The organism is Solemya pervernicosa gill symbiont, assembly GCF_002020875.1.
Lineage (GTDB): Bacteria > Pseudomonadota > Gammaproteobacteria.
This window is the reverse complement of the sequence record NZ_MPRL01000075.1, coordinates 21,532-38,009: the sequence shown is the minus strand read 5'-3', so window position 1 is coordinate 38,009 and position 16,478 is coordinate 21,532. Positions and strand designations below refer to the sequence as shown.

At 54.9% G+C, this 16,478-nt stretch carries 16 protein-coding genes and 1 tRNA gene; 5 read left to right on the top strand and 12 right to left on the bottom strand.

The genetic code is table 11. From position 1 onward, the window contains the following. A partial coding sequence (locus BOW52_RS14605; protein ID WP_153043214.1) for a transposase occupies window positions 1-121 on the bottom strand: 121 nt, incomplete at its 3' end. A 183-nt stretch (window positions 122-304) separates the two neighbouring features. Here BOW52_RS14605 and BOW52_RS14600 point away from each other — a divergent pair. Next, window positions 305-378 (top strand) — tRNA-Gly (locus BOW52_RS14600). A 62-nt stretch (window positions 379-440) separates the two neighbouring features. Here the strand turns inward: BOW52_RS14600 and BOW52_RS14595 are convergent. The 9 genes from BOW52_RS14595 to BOW52_RS14555 form a co-directional block, all read right to left on the bottom strand. After that, a complete protein-coding gene (locus BOW52_RS14595) occupies window positions 441-1,877 on the bottom strand; it encodes a nucleotidyltransferase family protein (protein ID WP_172840369.1) in 1,437 nt (478 codons plus the stop codon). 38 nt (window positions 1,878-1,915) lie between these two features. Next, window positions 1,916-2,593, bottom strand: a complete 678-nt coding sequence (locus BOW52_RS14590; protein WP_078484818.1) for a glycosyltransferase family 2 protein — start codon at window positions 2,591-2,593, stop codon at window positions 1,916-1,918. Further along, on the bottom strand, window positions 2,593-3,345 hold the full coding sequence (locus BOW52_RS14585) for a glycosyltransferase family 2 protein (protein ID WP_078484817.1): 753 nt from the start codon (window positions 3,343-3,345) through the stop codon (window positions 2,593-2,595). Before BOW52_RS14585 ends, BOW52_RS14590 begins: the two co-directional genes overlap by 1 nt. After that, window positions 3,345-4,400, bottom strand: coding sequence for a hypothetical protein (locus BOW52_RS14580; protein ID WP_078484816.1), 1,056 nt, complete (start codon window positions 4,398-4,400; stop codon window positions 3,345-3,347). The genes BOW52_RS14585 and BOW52_RS14580 overlap by 1 nt, the downstream gene beginning before the upstream one ends. 30 nt (window positions 4,401-4,430) lie before the next feature. Further along, window positions 4,431-4,862 (bottom strand): PqqD family protein, encoded by a 432-nt coding sequence (locus tag BOW52_RS14575; RefSeq protein ID WP_078484815.1) that lies wholly within the window; start codon window positions 4,860-4,862, stop codon window positions 4,431-4,433. Between the two features lie 246 nt (window positions 4,863-5,108). After that, window positions 5,109-7,322, bottom strand: coding sequence for an EAL domain-containing protein (locus BOW52_RS14570; protein WP_078484814.1), 2,214 nt, complete (start codon window positions 7,320-7,322; stop codon window positions 5,109-5,111). A gap of 15 nt (window positions 7,323-7,337) precedes the next feature. Next, window positions 7,338-7,904, bottom strand: coding sequence for a DsrE/DsrF/DrsH-like family protein (locus tag BOW52_RS14565; protein ID WP_078484813.1), 567 nt, complete (start codon window positions 7,902-7,904; stop codon window positions 7,338-7,340). Between the two features lie 12 nt (window positions 7,905-7,916). After that, on the bottom strand, window positions 7,917-8,150 hold the full coding sequence (locus BOW52_RS14560; RefSeq protein WP_078484812.1) for a sulfurtransferase TusA family protein: 234 nt from the start codon (window positions 8,148-8,150) through the stop codon (window positions 7,917-7,919). Window positions 8,151-8,362: 212 nt separating this feature from the next. Then, the gene (locus BOW52_RS14555; protein WP_078484811.1) at window positions 8,363-9,190 is read right to left on the bottom strand and encodes an oxygen-binding di-iron domain-containing protein; all 828 of its coding nucleotides are present in this window, start codon (window positions 9,188-9,190) and stop codon (window positions 8,363-8,365) included. A gap of 213 nt (window positions 9,191-9,403) precedes the next feature. Between BOW52_RS14555 and BOW52_RS14550 the strand changes: the two genes are divergently transcribed. The 4 genes from BOW52_RS14550 to BOW52_RS14535 all read left to right on the top strand — a co-directional run bounded on the left by BOW52_RS14550 (window position 9,404) and on the right by BOW52_RS14535 (window position 14,960). Continuing rightward, entirely contained in the window at window positions 9,404-11,968 is a 2,565-nt protein-coding gene (locus BOW52_RS14550; protein WP_078484810.1) for an AsmA family protein, read from the top strand. A gap of 17 nt (window positions 11,969-11,985) precedes the next feature. After that, the gene (gene mutY / locus BOW52_RS14545) at window positions 11,986-13,068 is read left to right on the top strand and encodes an A/G-specific adenine glycosylase (protein ID WP_078484809.1); all 1,083 of its coding nucleotides are present in this window, start codon (window positions 11,986-11,988) and stop codon (window positions 13,066-13,068) included. Then, window positions 13,052-13,324 carry an oxidative damage protection protein gene (locus tag BOW52_RS14540; protein ID WP_078484808.1) on the top strand — a complete coding sequence of 91 codons (273 nt, stop codon included), beginning with the start codon at window positions 13,052-13,054 and terminating at the stop codon, window positions 13,322-13,324. The genes mutY and BOW52_RS14540 overlap by 17 nt, the downstream gene beginning before the upstream one ends. A gap of 256 nt (window positions 13,325-13,580) precedes the next feature. After that, entirely contained in the window at window positions 13,581-14,960 is a 1,380-nt protein-coding gene (locus BOW52_RS14535) for an L-serine ammonia-lyase (protein ID WP_078484807.1), read from the top strand. Between the two features lie 10 nt (window positions 14,961-14,970). Here the strand turns inward: BOW52_RS14535 and amrS are convergent, their stop codons facing one another. Continuing rightward, window positions 14,971-16,059 (bottom strand): AmmeMemoRadiSam system radical SAM enzyme, encoded by a 1,089-nt coding sequence (amrS, locus tag BOW52_RS14530; protein WP_078484806.1) that lies wholly within the window; start codon window positions 16,057-16,059, stop codon window positions 14,971-14,973. A 46-nt stretch (window positions 16,060-16,105) separates the two neighbouring features. After that, window positions 16,106-16,453: a response regulator gene (locus tag BOW52_RS14525; protein WP_172840368.1), complete on the bottom strand. Its 348-nt coding sequence runs from the start codon at window positions 16,451-16,453 to the stop codon at window positions 16,106-16,108. Window positions 16,454-16,478 lie beyond the last annotated feature (25 nt).

Here is a 16,478-nt window from a genome sequence, read left to right as displayed (position 1 = left end):
AATTGTAAAAACTCGCATCACTCATGCCGTGCTTTCGGCACAACTCGGCGACCGGCACGCCATTTTCTGCTTCCTTGAGGATGCTGATGATCTGGGACTGACTGTAACGGGACTTTTTCATTGGGTGTATTATTCTATCTATCAATGTATTGGAAAATCCTGCTTCTGAGCACCTTTATTTTCAGTGGGGACTACCTGGGATGGCATTGATGCAGATCAATCATCACTCAGAGAGCGTCTATTGAGTTACACGCTCTGACCGATTGACTGAAATGGGGACAAGTGCAACTATCACGGCCTGATTGCGGGTGTAGTTCAATGGTAGAACTTCAGCTTCCCAAGCTGATCACGTGGGTTCGATTCCCATCACCCGCTCCAATCTCATTACTGCACGAGGGTGATAACGTACTGTCGCCGAGCGCGTGAAATAGTAGCGCTGATTAAATCCTGGTCAGCTGCGCGCTATTGAGTACAAACGGAAGCGCTTCATATTTTTCCTGCTGCAAACCCTTCGTTTTAGTGCGACTCTGGCTGACCGGTCTCGACTCTACCCACAGCACTACATCCTCTGACAACAGGCCCAACTCACCTTCAAAAGAGATTATGGCGATACCGGGTGCACGACTAACCGTGCGGGCTCGCAGTCTTGCTATATGGCGTGTCTCACTATTTAACTCGAACTCAAGCCGCCGGTTGACCGCTGGCAGCGATACCGTCATTTCGATTTTGCAAAGATAAGCACCGGCTGCCTCTACATGCTCCGTCTCAATGCAACTACGAAGTGCTGGTTCACCTTCAGGATTGACACCACCTTTCCGTTGGACACGACCGCGCAACACCTTAACAACCTGCGACTCGGAACGTCTGCCACGCCGCTCATAACGTATACGCAGAATTTTAATTAAGGGGAGAAGCACCCAACCAGGCAACGATACATCCGTCATCGGCTTAGCCAGAACAAGTTCAGTCCACCGACCAGATAGACTCTGGCGATCAGCCTTTTCCAACGCGTCAATGACGAAATCCGGAATCACAACACCAAGTCGCTGCTGCAGATAACCCAGGGCAATTCGACTCGGCACGACAATCTGCTGTTCAACAACAATCTCGACAAAGCGCTGCCAGTTAAACGCCTCATCCGAGGCGGCCAATGCGCAATCGACCAACCAATCGCTGTGGGAGTGCCCATCCACCCCACCATGTGAAATGGCGAGCACCATGCGATCCTCAACCGAGGGAACAAACAGCTCAAGGCCGAAAAAGTTCGCCTTCTCTGCACGCCCCCACAACCCCTGCGTGCCATCACGAAGTGGTTCGTTGAGTTTGAAGGCCGCCTGATGAAGATCGATATCACCTAGCCTTCCTTTGAAGAGGTTAATACCTCGTATCGCAGAAAGGCGACTCTTCAGAGAGAGCAGCGTCTCCCCCGAGTCATACCTCCAGCCATTTTCAACCAGCAACTCTATTGCTCGCTGAAAATCTTCATATCGGATCAGGATGTCGATGTCGTGCGCCACGCGCGCCTTCTGGTCGGACTCATTCAGTGCAATCCTGGCCGCGCCCTTGATCAGCATCACATCAATGCCAACTTCGACCAATCTGCGCAACATCGGCAACGACTCGTTGATTGCCATGCGTGACTTGGTCCAGAGCATGCGCTGCAGACCTGCTAAGCGTGGATATTCGCTATGGTGCGCCAATGATTTGCCAAATCGTTCGGCAATGGCTGCCAGTAAGCGGTGTTCACGAAATGTCAGATCATCGATATTGTTTCTCGATAACCAGCGCGAAAACTGTTCCAACGCCACATCACGATCAGGAGAGACGGCGCAAAACAGAAGCTGATCGTGATCACCCTGAGGCCACGCCCAACTCATTTTTGGAAAACATCGGAAACAGAACGACATCGGTTCGACTAACTATTACCCTGTTCTTGTTGGCGGCGACGCAGCATCGCCTGGCGCGCCACGTGGAGATAACCCCTGTTCTTTTCTGCATCACGCTGACTGGTCATGCTTCCGGGGATGGCACGGCGCAGTGCAAGTATCTGATCGAGCTCCTTTAGCTGATAGCCCGCCTCACGCACACGCCCGAGCCAATCGATCATCTCACCACAACCTCCCGGCGGATCGATAATATCGCCTACCGAATCAAACACTTCTCGATAGATCACCAGACAGCTCCGATTCAATCCAGATTGAATCCGCCCACCACTACGGTCATTGTCACCATGACGAAAAACCCGCTGCTTGCAGAAGAGTCCCGATAATGTCCGCTCACCTTCTAGCTCGGCGAGCTGCAACGCCATCTTCTCCTTCAACCAGAGGTCATCGGCATCGAGCGTCGCGATGACAGGAGAGCTCGTAGCCCTTACCCCGTTCGAAGTGGCATTACCGGGCCCACTATTCTGCTGCTCAAGCACCGTCACACGCGAATCGAAAGCCCGCGCCCGTGCAGCCGTATCATCGGTAGAGCCATCATCGACAACGACCACCTCAGCGGGAGGCACACTCTGTGAAAAAACCGACTCAAGCGCCTCCTCCAGGGTGCGTGACGCATTGTAGGCTGGGATAACAACGGCATACTCAAACATCAGTAAAACTCCAACCGCTCAGGATTCTGATTTTCGAATATCGCCCCGACCGATTTAATGCTCGGGTCCGCCTTACGTCGCAGAACCGATTTATGTAGCGCACGCATAAAAAAGCGCCGACCCTCATCGATTCGTTTTGTGATATTACCCGGATGACGCAGATAGTAGACACAGCTAGTGTCAGTAATCTTATAGTTGGGTGCCGACTCAAAAACTCTGAGCAGGAAATCTGTATCTTCGGCCTGCACAAACTCCTCATCAAAGTGCCCCACACGCTCTAGAAAACTGCGACGGATTATTATGCACGCCAGCTGAATCCCCCTGATATCGACACTTCGAGCATCGGCTGCTGGTTCCAATGCATCCCGATCAAGACGCTCAACATAGAGCAGGCGACCGTATGTGATATCGAGCGTTGGATCCTCATCGAATAGTGGAAGATCTGCAGCGAAACGTCCCAGTGGAGATATATCGTCGGAATCGAGAAACGTTACCAACTCCGTCTCGGGCAGCAGATTATCCAATCCGCAATTACGCGCCTTCGCCACACCACCATTCTCCTGCCGCAGGTAACGCAGCGCGGGCTCCTCCGCCATCAGACGCCCCATCAGTTGCGGTGTCTCATCTGTCGAACCGTCATCAACCACCAGCAGATCAAGATCGACGACATCTCGTTGGCGCAGCAGTGATGTTATCGAATATTCAAGAAAATCTGCCCGATTGTAGGCCGGAATTATAACAGTCACTTTCATCAATTCAATGTCCCGATATGCGCCTTTAATGTAGCGATCACTTCAACAGGGTCACAACCCAGCTCAATCACGTAGCAGGGCAAACGCCGAATCAACTCACCACAGAAAGCAAAACCAATATCCCGATCCCCCGGCATCTGTGTCACTCCTGAAGGTGCTAGCGATAGAAATGCCTCCTTGCGACTGGCTGGCCTTATGGTCGTCATCTCAGCACCGACCACCTTCGGTAGGCAGAGCGCCTTGATCTCGATACTTGCCTGTTGGTCGATATCACTCACATCCGCGAGATTAAACTGATGCTTGCCCTGCCAATTCAGCGGAATATCATTTGGTAAACGATCAGCGAGGCTTAAACGCGAATAGCCATCCGGATCCTGCTTCAAGGTAGTCAACAGCGCATGTGCTCTCACCTGCTCGCCACACTCGGCCAGCACATAATCATCGCCCACACTCTGCATCCCTTGCATCAATCCGGCAATCACAGTGCCAGACTTGCCAGAACCACCTGCTCCCGCCAACAGAACCCCTATCCCCTCTTCGGCCAGAGTGCCTGAGTGAATCAACGCCATCCCTTTTGCCGCAAAGTGCCAGTGCAAAAAATTGCGCAGTGGGGAGCCAGGGTCCCAGTCGGGATAGAGATCCGGTCGTAACATCAACTGAACACCGCGCTGTGTATCGCGGTCATAAATCTGCCAGAAGGACTTGGGATGAAAATAGTGGAAGCGATATCGCGACGATGAGAACTTCGCTTCAATCTCACGCTCACGAAATTCTTGTTCACTCCACACAGGCGGCAGCGGCACATTCTCAACCCCCGCATGCGCCACCAATATTGAACACCGGCCCTCAGTAGCGCTTTGGTTGGCGTCAGAGAGCGCGGTCTCTGCAAGCTCAGCGTAGTGATTATCGTAGAAACGGCAGTCGAACCGTTCTCCAGCAATCTTTCGTTCTACGCTGAAAGGCGCAGCCTCGAAAACATCATCGAAGTAAACAAAGAGTGAATCGAAGAATTCGAGCAGTGTACTGGTTGAGACCAGCGGCTGAGAGATCTCCATCAGACCGGGCTACCTGCCACTCTCCTACCCTTAACCATCCTGTTTTGTCTGAGGCCAGCCTACTGCCTGGTCGGTATCGTGAATGGGATCAACCACCATCAGGTCAGCCAGATCATCATAGGACTCAACCGTAGGCACCTCTGCTACTGCCACCAACAGCTCAACCGTCTCTGACTCGAGCGTACGAGATGTGCCATCAGGGTCGACAACCAACAACTCAAACTCGACCAGACGGTTAACAAAACCACCCATCACCTCTGCATTTAGTACGGGATGCTCTGCCACACTCGCCAAAATCTCATTCGGCGTTGCGCTCTCCATCATTGCTCGCCAGATCACGCCCGCCGCCTGATTGAAGCCAAAATAGCGCCCCGTGGTTAGGTTGAGCACTACCAGGTCGCCATCAAACTCCTCAAATACGACATCGGGACCCGCAGTAATATAGACAGCATCGAGAGACAATTCGAAACTCCTTGATAGATAGAGAGAGGGTACTGTTAATCCTCAGTACAAACGCGGTGATCGTCGTTCGCTCTCGCTCTCAACTACGAATAGGCAGACGGCGTCGACTATCGCGGACTAACCGCCTTCGCTTCGCTATCCATGGCGGTCAGCGGAAGTCTACATCCACTTAGTGTGATTTGCAGCCAGAGGAGCGCAGAACATGCGCACTATTGGGGCCAATCTGAGACCACAAGAGAACTATAACTAATCGAGCTCCCACGGCTCTGGGTAGCCAATATGGTATCCCTGTGCGTAATCGACACCGATCTGCTTCAACTTCTGTTCAATCGCCTCATTCTCGACAAACTCTGCAATGGTCGGCACACCGATCTCATGCGCCACTTTGGTGATCGCCTCGACCAGCACCAAATCGACCGGGTCATCGAGGATATCCTTAACAAACATGCCATCGATCTTAATGAAATCGATCGGCAGGTTCTTTAGATAACCAAACGAGGAGAGACCGCTGCCAAAGTCATCCAGTGCAAACTTACAGCCATACCCCTTTAGCGTATTGATAAACTTGAGCGCATTGGTGAAATCGCTAATTGCCGCTGTCTCAGTAATCTCAAAGCAGACCAGTTCGGTATCGACCTTTTTGGCGTGGATCTCATCCACGACGAAATCGAGAAAGGCACCATCACCAAGCGACTGACCGGAGATGTTGATCGAGACACACCCCTGCGACTGACGCACAAGCGAAGAGCCAATCTTTGAGATCGCTGTCGCCACCACCCAGCGATCGATCTCGGTCATCTTGTCGTAGCGCTCAGCGGCGGGAATGAACGCGCCCGGCGGTGTCAGCTCGCCACTCTCAGAACGGATTCGTAGCAGCAGCTCATGCCGCGCCTTCTGATCTTGTGCCTGTAGGGGGCGGATCGGTTGGGCAAAGAGGACAAAACGATCCTCCATCATCGCCTGGCTGATCTGGTGCACCCACTCCATCTCACCGTGGCGTCGATTCAGATCGACATCCTCCTCACGATAGAGATGAATACGGTTTCTGCCTCGATCCTTGGCGGCGTAACAGGCGCGATCGGCAGCCACCAGCAGCGAGGTGTAGTTGCCAGCGTGACGCGTAATGGGCACCACACCGATACTCACCCCTATAAAGAAGCTCTTCTCCTTCCAGACAAAGCGGAAATCACTGATCGCGTCCTTAAGCGTCTCGGCAATGCGTGCACCACACTGCTCATCACAATGGGCCAGCAACAGACCAAACTCATCACCACCCAGCCTCGCCAACAGGTCATCGTGGCGTAGCTGTTCTTTCATCTCGCCACTGATCTGACGCAACAGTTCATCGCCCGCCAGATGTCCGCAGGTATCGTTAACGATCTTGAACTGGTCGAGATCGAGATAGAGTAGCGTGTGTTCCGCATCGTTCTCTCGCGACTCGCTGATCAGCTGCTCGAGCCGCTCCTCGAACACTGCTCGATTAAAGAGTCCAGTCAACGCATCATGACTCGCCTGGTAGGCCATGGTGGTGGCGATCTCCTGCGCCTGGGTAATATCACGGAAGATCAAAACGGTACCGCTCAACTCAGCGTCACTACTATGCAACGGCGAGGCCGACAGCTGCACAATCAGCCGCTCCTCGAGCCCTTTAGGCAGAAACTCATAGTCACTCTCAACCACTGTCTCTCTATTCTCGAGACAGCGCGTTACCACCGACGATACCGCGCGCTCCTCACTAATCATCGGTGGCAACAGCTGATCGGCGTGCTGGCCAACAGCACTGTTTCGTTTCCACCCCGTCAGAAACTCGGCCACTGGATTAAGGTACTGAACTATCCCCCTGGCATCGGTACGGATCACCCCATCGGCGATCGAGTGAAGGGTGATCTCCGCCATCTCCTTCTCCGTCTCCAATTCGCGGAACACCTGGGCATTCTCGATCGCAACACTGACCTGATTGGCAAACAGCATCAGCAGTTCAAGGTCACGCTGGGTAAAGCTGCCACCACCCGCACGACCGATGCCCGAGAGACCACCGATAATCCGTCCACGTGCGATCAGCGGTACCAACAGTGCCGACTCCTTGCCCTCCTCCCAACGTGTCTTCTCATCCATCTCCCAGGGGTAGTCACGACCGAACATCAGCGGTCGCTCATGGGTTAAGACCCAGCCGCACATACCAACATGGATTGGAAACTGCTGCCCCTTGATCAGATCAGCATTCTTGCCGCTGGTCGCCTGGTAGAGATAGTGGGTGGTGGTTTTATTGATGATGGGGATCAGCAGGCTCTCCGCCTGGATCAGCTCCATGGCCCGGTCAGCGACCAGTGATAACACCTGCTCAATGTCGAGCAGTGTGACGATCTGCCGCGAGACATCGAGCAGCAGAGCGATCTCCTTTTCCTGTAGTGCGACTTGCTCCTTTAGTCTTGCCAGTTCCTCGTTAGGGGCTGCGCCCATCAGCAGCGCCTGCGCTTAGATAACAGCATTGTAGTGTGCGTTATTGGTATCGATGGTATAGCTGCTGACACCCAGCGCCTCGGCTTCAACCACCAGCTCATCTTCCATATGGAGGGCCAGGGCATCGACACAGATCTGACAGACGCGGAAACGGATTCCCAACTCCTCGGCATAGCGAATCAGATCCTCAAGCGGCGCCATACCTTTGCGCTGCATGATCTTGCCGAGCACCCATGGTCCAACACCAAAAAGATTGAGCTGTGAGAGTGGGATTCGATTCGCGCCATCTCGGTTGAGCAGACGCAGCAGATGCTGCAGAAAGTGGTCTGTTTTGGCCTTATGCCCTTTGCTATCACCACTCTGCTTCGGCAACCACTTCGACAGCGAAAAGATTGAGCGTGGTTTTTTCAGACAGTTGACGCCATAGAGGGTAAACCACATCGTCACCTCCATGCCCATCGCCGCCTGACCGGTGGCAATCTCAAAGGCGAGCAGTGCCTTATCGAGATCACCACTTACCAGCATGATCGTGCTGCGCTTTGGCGTCTGTTTAGAATTCAGCTGTTGTTCACTATTGGACATGCCGCACCCCGCTCAGACCTTGATATGGATCTCAATCCGGCCACCGGCATGCACCTTTACATCGAGGATCTCATGCCCATTCGCCTCACAGAAATCCCTAACCCCGACCTCAAATATCGGGTCATCTCCTGTAATAGTCAGCGTCTCACCCTGCGCCATCTCTGCCACCGCCTGGGAGAGCTTGATCAGCGGTACCGGACAACTGGAGCCGATCACTGAAATATCCTGCTCGTTATCTGACATCATTCGACCCCTTCACTGCGATCAATACGATCCGAATACATATCCTCGCTCTTAAGACTAAGCCTATTTGCGATATGTCACAAACCGCAGAAATTCAGGAGGTTAAGAACCGCACCTCGCCAGCGGCAATATCACCACAACGAACAAGGACGGGATAAGAACAGTCGTGTGGAAGGGGAGACCCGGCCCTGACAGGACCGGGTGAAAACAACCATTCAGGCTGCGTTGAGACCCGGCACGCGGAAGTGGGTCTGATCGAGCAGGTCGACACCACACTCGAGATATTCAAACCAGTTGAGAAATTTTCCGACCATCTCCTTGCCCTTAAAACCGGGGCCATGCTGCGGGATAATTGCCTCAACATCGAGGGTGCGGATCATATTGGCCCAGAGACGGCATACCTTGTTGCTATTCATATATCGCTGATGGAAGCCAATCATGTTGGGAATATGGGCATCAAAGTCCTGCACTGGAATCGCAAGCTTCTCACTCTCCACCGCAGAGGTGCCAACATCACCGGAGAAGAGAATCTTGCTGACCGGGTCATAGAAGTGGAAGTTTCCCTCAGAGTGGAGGAAGTGCGCTGGCAACGCCTTGATCACGCCATTTCCGATTTGAATATCCATCCCCTCATCTGGAATCCCAATAATGCGACCGATGGTATTTCCAGGGGTGCAGAAGTGCGGTACAAACCGCGCCCACAGCTCCGGGACAATCACCTTGCAGTGGGTTCCAACCAGCCACTTGTTAAGTGAAGCGACAATATCGGGATCCTGATGTGAGGCGATCACATAATCGAGATTCTTCACCACCACATGGTCGCTGATCGCCATAAAGAGGCGGGTATAGGTGAGATTGCCACCCGGATCGATCACCGCCGCGTGACCATCATTGACGATCAAAAACTGATTCGACTGCACACTCTCACAGGAGTTGACCTGACGACTACCCGCCGCTGCAGCATCCCTCTCCTTATCGCACACCACCAGGTCTTCATAGGCGATGCATTTATGGTTCCCATCGTTATAGAGCTCAATAGCCATGCTTACCTCTCATATCCTTAAATAGACGTCACGGATCCGTCGCTTCAAAACTTCACCTGGGCGCATCTTACCCCCACAGAAGAAATGGATAATTGATAAATATCAAAATATCAAAGAAGGGCCATATAATGGCAGAGATGGCAGTCGCAGCAGGCTGTATTATCATTCTCACAGGGACCCAAACGGCTCACACAAGATTAAGGATTCTCAGCCATGAAGAAGCTCTTTAAGCTCATCTCCATTCTCCTCACCACGTTGGTTGCACTGGTGGTGATCGCGGCCATCGCCGTCACCGTGCTGGTCGACCCCAACGACTACAAGAGCGAGATCGCCGAAGCGGTGAAGAAGCAGACCGGTCGCGAACTGGCGATAGAGGGTGATATCGGTCTCTCTCTGTTCCCCTGGCTGGGGCTTGAGCTGGGTGCCACCCAGCTGAGCAACGCGGCCGGTTTTGGCAGCGCACCCTTTGCACGAATTGAGAGCACTGAGGTACGAGTCAAACTGCTGCCGCTGCTGAAAAAAGAGCTGGAGATGGATACCGTCAAACTCAACGGCCTGCAGCTAACCCTGAGCCGTGATAAAAACGGCAAGAGCAACTGGGACGATCTTGCCGGTAGCCCAAAAGCCGAAGAGAAAACCGACGACAAGGGTGATGCACCCAAACTCGCCTCTCTCGCCATCGGTGGTGTGGCGATCAGCGACGCCCATATCGTCTGGGACGACCAGAGCCAGCAGCAGCGCATCGCCATTAGCAAACTCGAACTAGAGAGTGGCGAGCTGCGCCCCGGTACGCCGTTTGATCTCTCCATGAGCTTCGATCTCGATAGCAGCCAGCCCGAGATGAAGGGTCATATCGCTCTCAAGGGTGAGATCTCAATTGATGTCGAACAGCAACGTTACAGCATTAAGCAGTTTGAACAGACCAGCAATCTCAACACACCACTGGTTCCGGGCGGAAAGTTGCAGAGCAGCCTCAAGGCCGACATCAGCATCGATCAGGCACAACAGCTGCTCAAAATCGGCGGCCTCACCCTGGCACTTAACGGTGTTGAGATCGAGGGCAATCTCGACGGCAAGCAGATTATGGATAAACCGCAGCTCTCGGGCAGCCTGAAGGGAGAGATCGCCGAGGCGGTACAGCTGCTCGCACCCTTCAAGGCGTCACTACCTGAGGGTTTCGATGCCAGCGCCTTCAACCAGACGAAGTTTGATACTGACTTTGCGGTCGATCTGGGCAAACAGACCCTCTCCCTGCCGAAGCTCAAGTTCACCTCTGCCGCACTCGATCTCGATACACAGATCAACGGCAGCCAGATCATCGATAACCCGGCCCTCAAGGGTAGCCTCAAGGCAAGCCTTAAAAAGGCGGGACCGCTGTTGACCATCGTGGCCGAATCACTGCCTGAAGGTTTCAAAACAGCAGGGCTCGACGGCAGTGACATCGACACCCAGTTCGCCGTCGATCTCGGCAAGCAGACCCTCAAGCTGCCGAAGCTACAGCTCAACGCTGCAGGCATCGCCCTCAACGGCAGCTTCAACGGCACCAAGATCGTCGATGCACCAGCGATCAACGGCAGTCTGAAGATCGCACCCTTTAGCCTGCGTAAAACCTTCGATCGCATCGGCATGGCGCTCCCCGAGACCTCCGACCCGGCGGTGCTGGAGAAGATCGCCCTGCAGACCACCATCAAGAGCGGCAAAGACTCCATTGCACTGAGCAAGACCACTCTCACCCTTGATGAAACCACTGCCAGGGCGACACTAAACCTCAACAACTTCGCCAAGCCTGCAATCCGTTTCAATGTCGATATCGACACCATCGATGCTGACCGTTACCTGCCTCCCAAATCTGAAGAGGAGACAAAGAAGGAGTCGGCGCCTGCCGACACCAGCCAACCACTGTTGCCGATCGATACCCTGCGTGATCTCAACATCAACGGCACTCTCAAGGTGAAGCAGCTCAAGGCGTTCGGACTCAACAGCCGCGATGTCACCCTCACCCTCTCGGCCAAAGATGGACTGGTGCGCATGCATCCCGCATCAGCGCGTATGTATGAGGGGAGCTACAACGGTGACATCAAGGTCGATGTACGCGGCAAACAGCCGAAGCTCTCCATCAACGAGAAGCTCAGCGGTGTACAGGCCGAACCCCTGCTCAAGGATATGGCCAACAGCGACACCCTCAGTGGTAGGGCCGACTTCGCCACCCAGTTGACTACCAGTGGCAACTCGATCGACGCCTTCAAGGCGGGCCTCAACGGCAAGCTCAACTTCTCTTTTACCGACGGTGCGATCAATGGTCTCAACATCGCACAGATGATTCGTGAGGCGAAGGCGAAGCTGAAGGGGCAGACGGTACCGCCCGCTGCCGATAACAAAACCGACTTCTCTGAGCTAAGCGGCAGCGCCACAGTCACCAATGGCCTGGTACGCAACAACGACCTGCTGGCCAAATCACCGCTACTACGGATCAACGGCAAGGGCACGGCTGATCTCAACAGCGAGAAGATCGACTATCAGGTCAAGACCGCCATCGTCAGCAGCCTCAGTGGCCAGGGTGGAGATGACCTGAAGGATCTGAAGGGCCTCACTATTCCGATCAAGGTCAGCGGCACCTTCACCAATCCAAGCTACGGTCTCGACCTCGCCTCTGTACTGGAAGGCAAGGCGAAGGAGGCGGTTAAACAAGAGGTGAAGAAGGTCGAAGAGAAGGCGAAGAAAAAGCTGAAGAACAACCTCGAAGATAGCCTGAAGAAGGGGCTCAAGGGCCTCTTCTGATACGCCCCTGACTCCCCTTGGCGAAACAGCGCTTTGCCGATCGCGTCCTGAACTGGTTCGACCAGCACGGGCGCAAGGATCTGCCGTGGCAGCAGAACCCGAACCCCTACCGGGTCTGGCTCTCGGAGATCATGCTGCAGCAGACCCAGGTCGTCACCGTCATCCCCTACTTCGATCGTTTTATCGAACACTTTCCCGATCTCGTTTCACTGGCAGCCGCAGAGCTTGATGAGGTACTGCACCTCTGGTCCGGTCTTGGTTACTACGCCCGCGCCCGCAACCTGCACCGCTGCGCCCAGCAGATCGTTAATGAGCACGCCGGCGAATTTCCCGATGATATCGAAGCGGTTACTGCCCTGCCCGGGATCGGTCGCTCTACTGCCGGTGCGATCCTCGCCCTCTCGATGCATCAGCGCCATCCGATTCTCGATGGCAACGTTAAACGGGTCCTGGCCCGTTACCACGCCGTTGAGGGGTGGTCGGGTAAGAGTGGCGTACAAAAACAGCTGTGGGCCTACGCTGAAACTCACACCCCGAATAAGCGGGTCGCCGACTACACTCAGGCGATGATGGATCTGGGTGCCACCTGCTGTACCCGTAGTCAACCCAACTGTGAGCAGTGCCCACTGGTTTCCGACTGTCATGCCCATCTCGAAGGACGCACCACCGAGCTCCCCTCACCAAAGCCGAAAAAGAGCATCCCAACCCGTACCACGCGTATGGCGCTGATCGTCAACGAAGCGGATGAGGTACTGCTACTGCAACGCCCACCGAATGGCATCTGGGGCGGATTGTGGAGCTTTCCCGAACTCACCGATGAAGACGAGGTCGAGGCATGGTGCAGCAAGCACTACCACTGCCAAGTTGAGCAGATCGAAACGTGGCCGGTGCTGCGTCACACCTTCAGTCACTTCCATCTTGAGATCACCCCGCTGCTGATTCATACCCGTAGCTGCAGCGGGGGCTTGATGGAAGCGGCTCAGGCACTCTGGTATAACAGCCGGCAACCCAACCGACGCGGATTGGCCGCACCGGTTACAAGCCTGTTAAAGAGGCTGCAACAGAACATCGAAGGAGTCAGCAATGAGTCGAATGGTTAACTGTGTGAAGCTGGGCAAAGAGTCCGAGGGGCTCGACCTGCCACCCTATCCGGGCGATCTCGGCCAGAAGATCTTCGATAATATCTGCAAAGAGGCGTGGCAGATGTGGCTAAGTCAGCAGACCATGCTGATCAACGAGAATCGTCTCACCCCGATCAACCCCGAACACCGCAAGCTACTTGAGGAGCAGATGGAGAAGTACCTCTTCGGTGATGGTGGTATGAAGGTTGAGGGTTACGTCCCACCCGCCGAATAGCACCAAGCCGTCAGGCGCCTCACAGGGATGTATGGCAATCGGGACAGTCCATAAGGTACCGGAGTCAAAAATGACTCCGGTACCTATCGTTCAGAACCCATTTCAAAGTACCAGCAGCCACTGAAACACCCACTCTCGGTACCGTTGTCAGCACATACGCTGCGTGGCAATCTCAACCAAAACCACTATTACTCTATCTACACAGCGGTGCGATGCGTCCCTAATCGTAACGCCACGACCTTTCGTGAGGCAGAGCATGTTCATCAGTGTCCTCGAGCTTTTCAAAATCGGCATCGGTCCATCCAGCTCGCACACTCTCGGCCCCATGGTTGCGGCCGGACGATTTATTGAGCAGATCAGTCAGCTGATCCCCTCCCTCCCTACCGCAGAAGATACCCAGCTACGCTGCACCCTCAGGGGTTCACTTGCCTTCACCGGCAGAGGCCACGCCTCTGACCGTGCCGTGAGCCTTGGCCTGCACGGTTACCAGGCCAGGAACCTGCTGAACACCAACATCGACCTGCTGATCAAACAGCTTTGGGCGCGAAAGCAGATCGTTCTGGAGAGCGGTCACAGTGTCGGCTTTGCACCGCACACAGACATCATCTTCGATAGGGGTGAGCCCCTGCCCGAGCACCCCAACGGCATGATTTTCGAACTGCTCAACGCACAGGGAGAGAGACTCGCCAAGACTACCTTCTTCTCCATCGGCGGTGGATTTATCAGCACCCCTGAAGAGATCAGCGGTCTGGAAGCACCGCTAATAATGACCCCATCAGAGACATGCACCTACCCCTTCGACTCCGCCAAGAGCATGCTGCAGATGGCCGAAGAGAGCGGCCAATCGATCGCTGCGATGAAACGCATCAATGAGCGCCAACACCTGTCGGAACAGAAGCTAAATCAGGGTATCGATGAGATCTGGCAATCGATGTGCACCTGTATCGAAAGGGGATTGACGAGCCAGGGGACTCTACCCGGTGGGCTCGCCATCAAACGCCGCGCCTCTGACCTCTATCGGCAGCTACAGGAGAGTCCAGCCAATGCGAACATTAACGACTGGCTCTGCGCCTACGCCATGGCCGTTAATGAGGAGAATGCCGCCGGGAACATGGTCGTTACGGCCCCTACCAACGGCGCCGCCGGTGTCATACCCGCCGTACTCTACTACTTCATGCAGCATGAAAACGGCACGCCCGCACAGGTGCACGAGTTTCTGCTCACCGCCAGCGCCATCGGTGGCCTGATTAAACACCGTAGCTCCATCTCCGGTGCCGAGGTCGGTTGTCAGGGTGAGGTCGGTTCAGCCGCCGCCATGGCGGCGGCCAGCCTCTGCGCCATCCGCGGCGGCACGCCCGAGCAGATCGAGAACGCTGCGGAGATTGCACTGGAACACCACCTCGGCATGACCTGCGATCCGGTCAACGGGCTGGTGCAGGTCCCCTGCATTGAACGTAACGGCTTTGGTGCCATCAAGGCCTACACCGCCGCATCGCTCGCCCTGCGCGGCACAGGTGAGCACTTCATGCCGCTGGATAGCTGTATTGCAGCGATGAGAGAGACGGGACTGGAGATGTCGCAAAAATTCAAGGAGACCTCACTCGGCGGGTTAGCGGTGAGTATTACCGAGTGTTAAGCGTGAACAGCTACCTCGGTAGCTCCTCCTCGTAGCGTTTCAGCAGTACCCCATCATCGCCACAACAGCTGGCACTGCACTTCTTCACCGCATGCACCTGTGCATCGTCGGCATTCAGAAACGCCTCCACCGGCAGATTCTCAGCAGCACAGTCACACCCCTTATCGTCGTAGACGTAGACGTTGGTGAGTCCCACCTCGCACGCGATATCGTGTGCCTGCCATAGCGTCTCCGCAGGGGTCGCCTCAACATCGCTCAGCTTGTAGGCGGGGAAGAAGCGGGTGATGTGCCAGGGGCTCTCGGCGCCGAGATGATCACGAATCCACTCGGCGATCTGTCGCAGCTCCTCAGGCCCATCGTTATAACCGGGGATGATGTTGGTGCGGGTTTCAACGTGAATACCGAGCCGCTGCGCCTTCTCGATCGAATCGAGCACCTCGGAGACACTACCGACCGGGCAGACCTGATGGTAGAACTCATCGCGCATACTCTTGATATCGGAGCAGACCACATCGACCTGCGGCGCCATCAGCTCCAACGCCTCGTCGGTGACAAAGCTGTTGGTCACATAGACGGTATAGAGCCCTGCCCTGTAAGCAGCTTCCGAGACATCGAGCAGATACTCGAGCCAGACCGCCGGCTCCGAATAGGTGAAGGCGATCCCCTCCACCCCCTGACGAAGCGCCGCCTCGACCAGCTCATCCGGGGTGACATAGGCCGCTTTCGACTCACCACGAGCCAGTTCATCGAGCGCCTCGGTGCCCCACGAAATCTCCAGATTGTGGCAACCCCCACAGCGGAAATTACAGCCGTAACTACCCACCGAGAGCACCTTGCTACCGGGGCGATAGTGTTTGACCGGTTTATCTTCAATCGGCCCTACCTCCATTGAGGAGACGATGCCGTAGGAGAGGTTATAGAGGGTGCCGTTGCGGTTCACATGGGCCTGGCAAAAGCCGCGTTGGCCGTGGCTCAGCTTGCAGCGCCAGAGACAGAGATCACAGCGAGTGATGCCGTTGTCGAGCTTGGTCTGCAGACGCGTCTCAACCAGCTGATAGCTGGCCGATGCAAGACGACCATTTAAGTTTGAGTCATTCATCTCGCTACCCTAGGCAGCCGACCGAATGAAAGCAACCACACATTTTCTAGTGACGCCTGCTCACCTCGCTGAGCGATCGGTCGATGCTATTGAGTAGTACGCTCACATCGACCGGCTTGGTCAGATATTCAACAAAACCCGAGGCGATACCCGCTTCGATACCCGCTTCGATATCGGCGGGCATCGCGTTGGCGCTGAGCGCCACCACCGGAATTGCTGCGGTCTCCGGATTCTGTTTCAACAGCTGCAGCGCCTCAACACCACTCATGCCTGGCAGATTGATATCCATCAGGATCAGATCGACACACTCTTTTTCGATAAGCTCAAACCCCACCTCCGCCGTCGGTGCAAACAGCAGTTCCAACTCCTGGCGTGATTTAAGGATCTGCGCCACCAGACGACGATTCGGTGGACTACCC

What these genes read in the sequence shown, in the direction of transcription:
- BOW52_RS14595 (WP_172840369.1), bottom strand. Translation starts at nt 1,877, where the DNA reads ATGAGTTGGGCGTGGCCTCAGGGTGATCACGATCAGCTTCTGTTTTGC.
- BOW52_RS14585 (WP_078484817.1), bottom strand. Translation starts at nt 3,345, where the DNA reads ATGAAAGTGACTGTTATAATTCCGGCCTACAATCGGGCAGATTTTCTT.
- BOW52_RS14565 (WP_078484813.1), bottom strand. Translation starts at nt 7,904, where the DNA reads ATGTCCAATAGTGAACAACAGCTGAATTCTAAACAGACGCCAAAGCGC.
- BOW52_RS14590 (WP_078484818.1), bottom strand. Translation starts at nt 2,593, where the DNA reads ATGTTTGAGTATGCCGTTGTTATCCCAGCCTACAATGCGTCACGCACC.
- BOW52_RS14570 (WP_078484814.1), bottom strand. Translation starts at nt 7,322, where the DNA reads ATGGGCGCAGCCCCTAACGAGGAACTGGCAAGACTAAAGGAGCAAGTC.
- BOW52_RS14550 (WP_078484810.1), top strand. Translation starts at nt 9,404, where the DNA reads ATGAAGAAGCTCTTTAAGCTCATCTCCATTCTCCTCACCACGTTGGTT.
- BOW52_RS14580 (WP_078484816.1), bottom strand. Translation starts at nt 4,400, where the DNA reads ATGGAGATCTCTCAGCCGCTGGTCTCAACCAGTACACTGCTCGAATTC.
- BOW52_RS14555 (WP_078484811.1), bottom strand. Translation starts at nt 9,190, where the DNA reads ATGGCTATTGAGCTCTATAACGATGGGAACCATAAATGCATCGCCTAT.
- BOW52_RS14540 (WP_078484808.1), top strand. Translation starts at nt 13,052, where the DNA reads ATGAGTCGAATGGTTAACTGTGTGAAGCTGGGCAAAGAGTCCGAGGGG.
- BOW52_RS14535 (WP_078484807.1), top strand. Translation starts at nt 13,581, where the DNA reads ATGTTCATCAGTGTCCTCGAGCTTTTCAAAATCGGCATCGGTCCATCC.
- amrS (WP_078484806.1), bottom strand. Translation starts at nt 16,059, where the DNA reads ATGAATGACTCAAACTTAAATGGTCGTCTTGCATCGGCCAGCTATCAG.
- BOW52_RS14560 (WP_078484812.1), bottom strand. Translation starts at nt 8,150, where the DNA reads ATGATGTCAGATAACGAGCAGGATATTTCAGTGATCGGCTCCAGTTGT.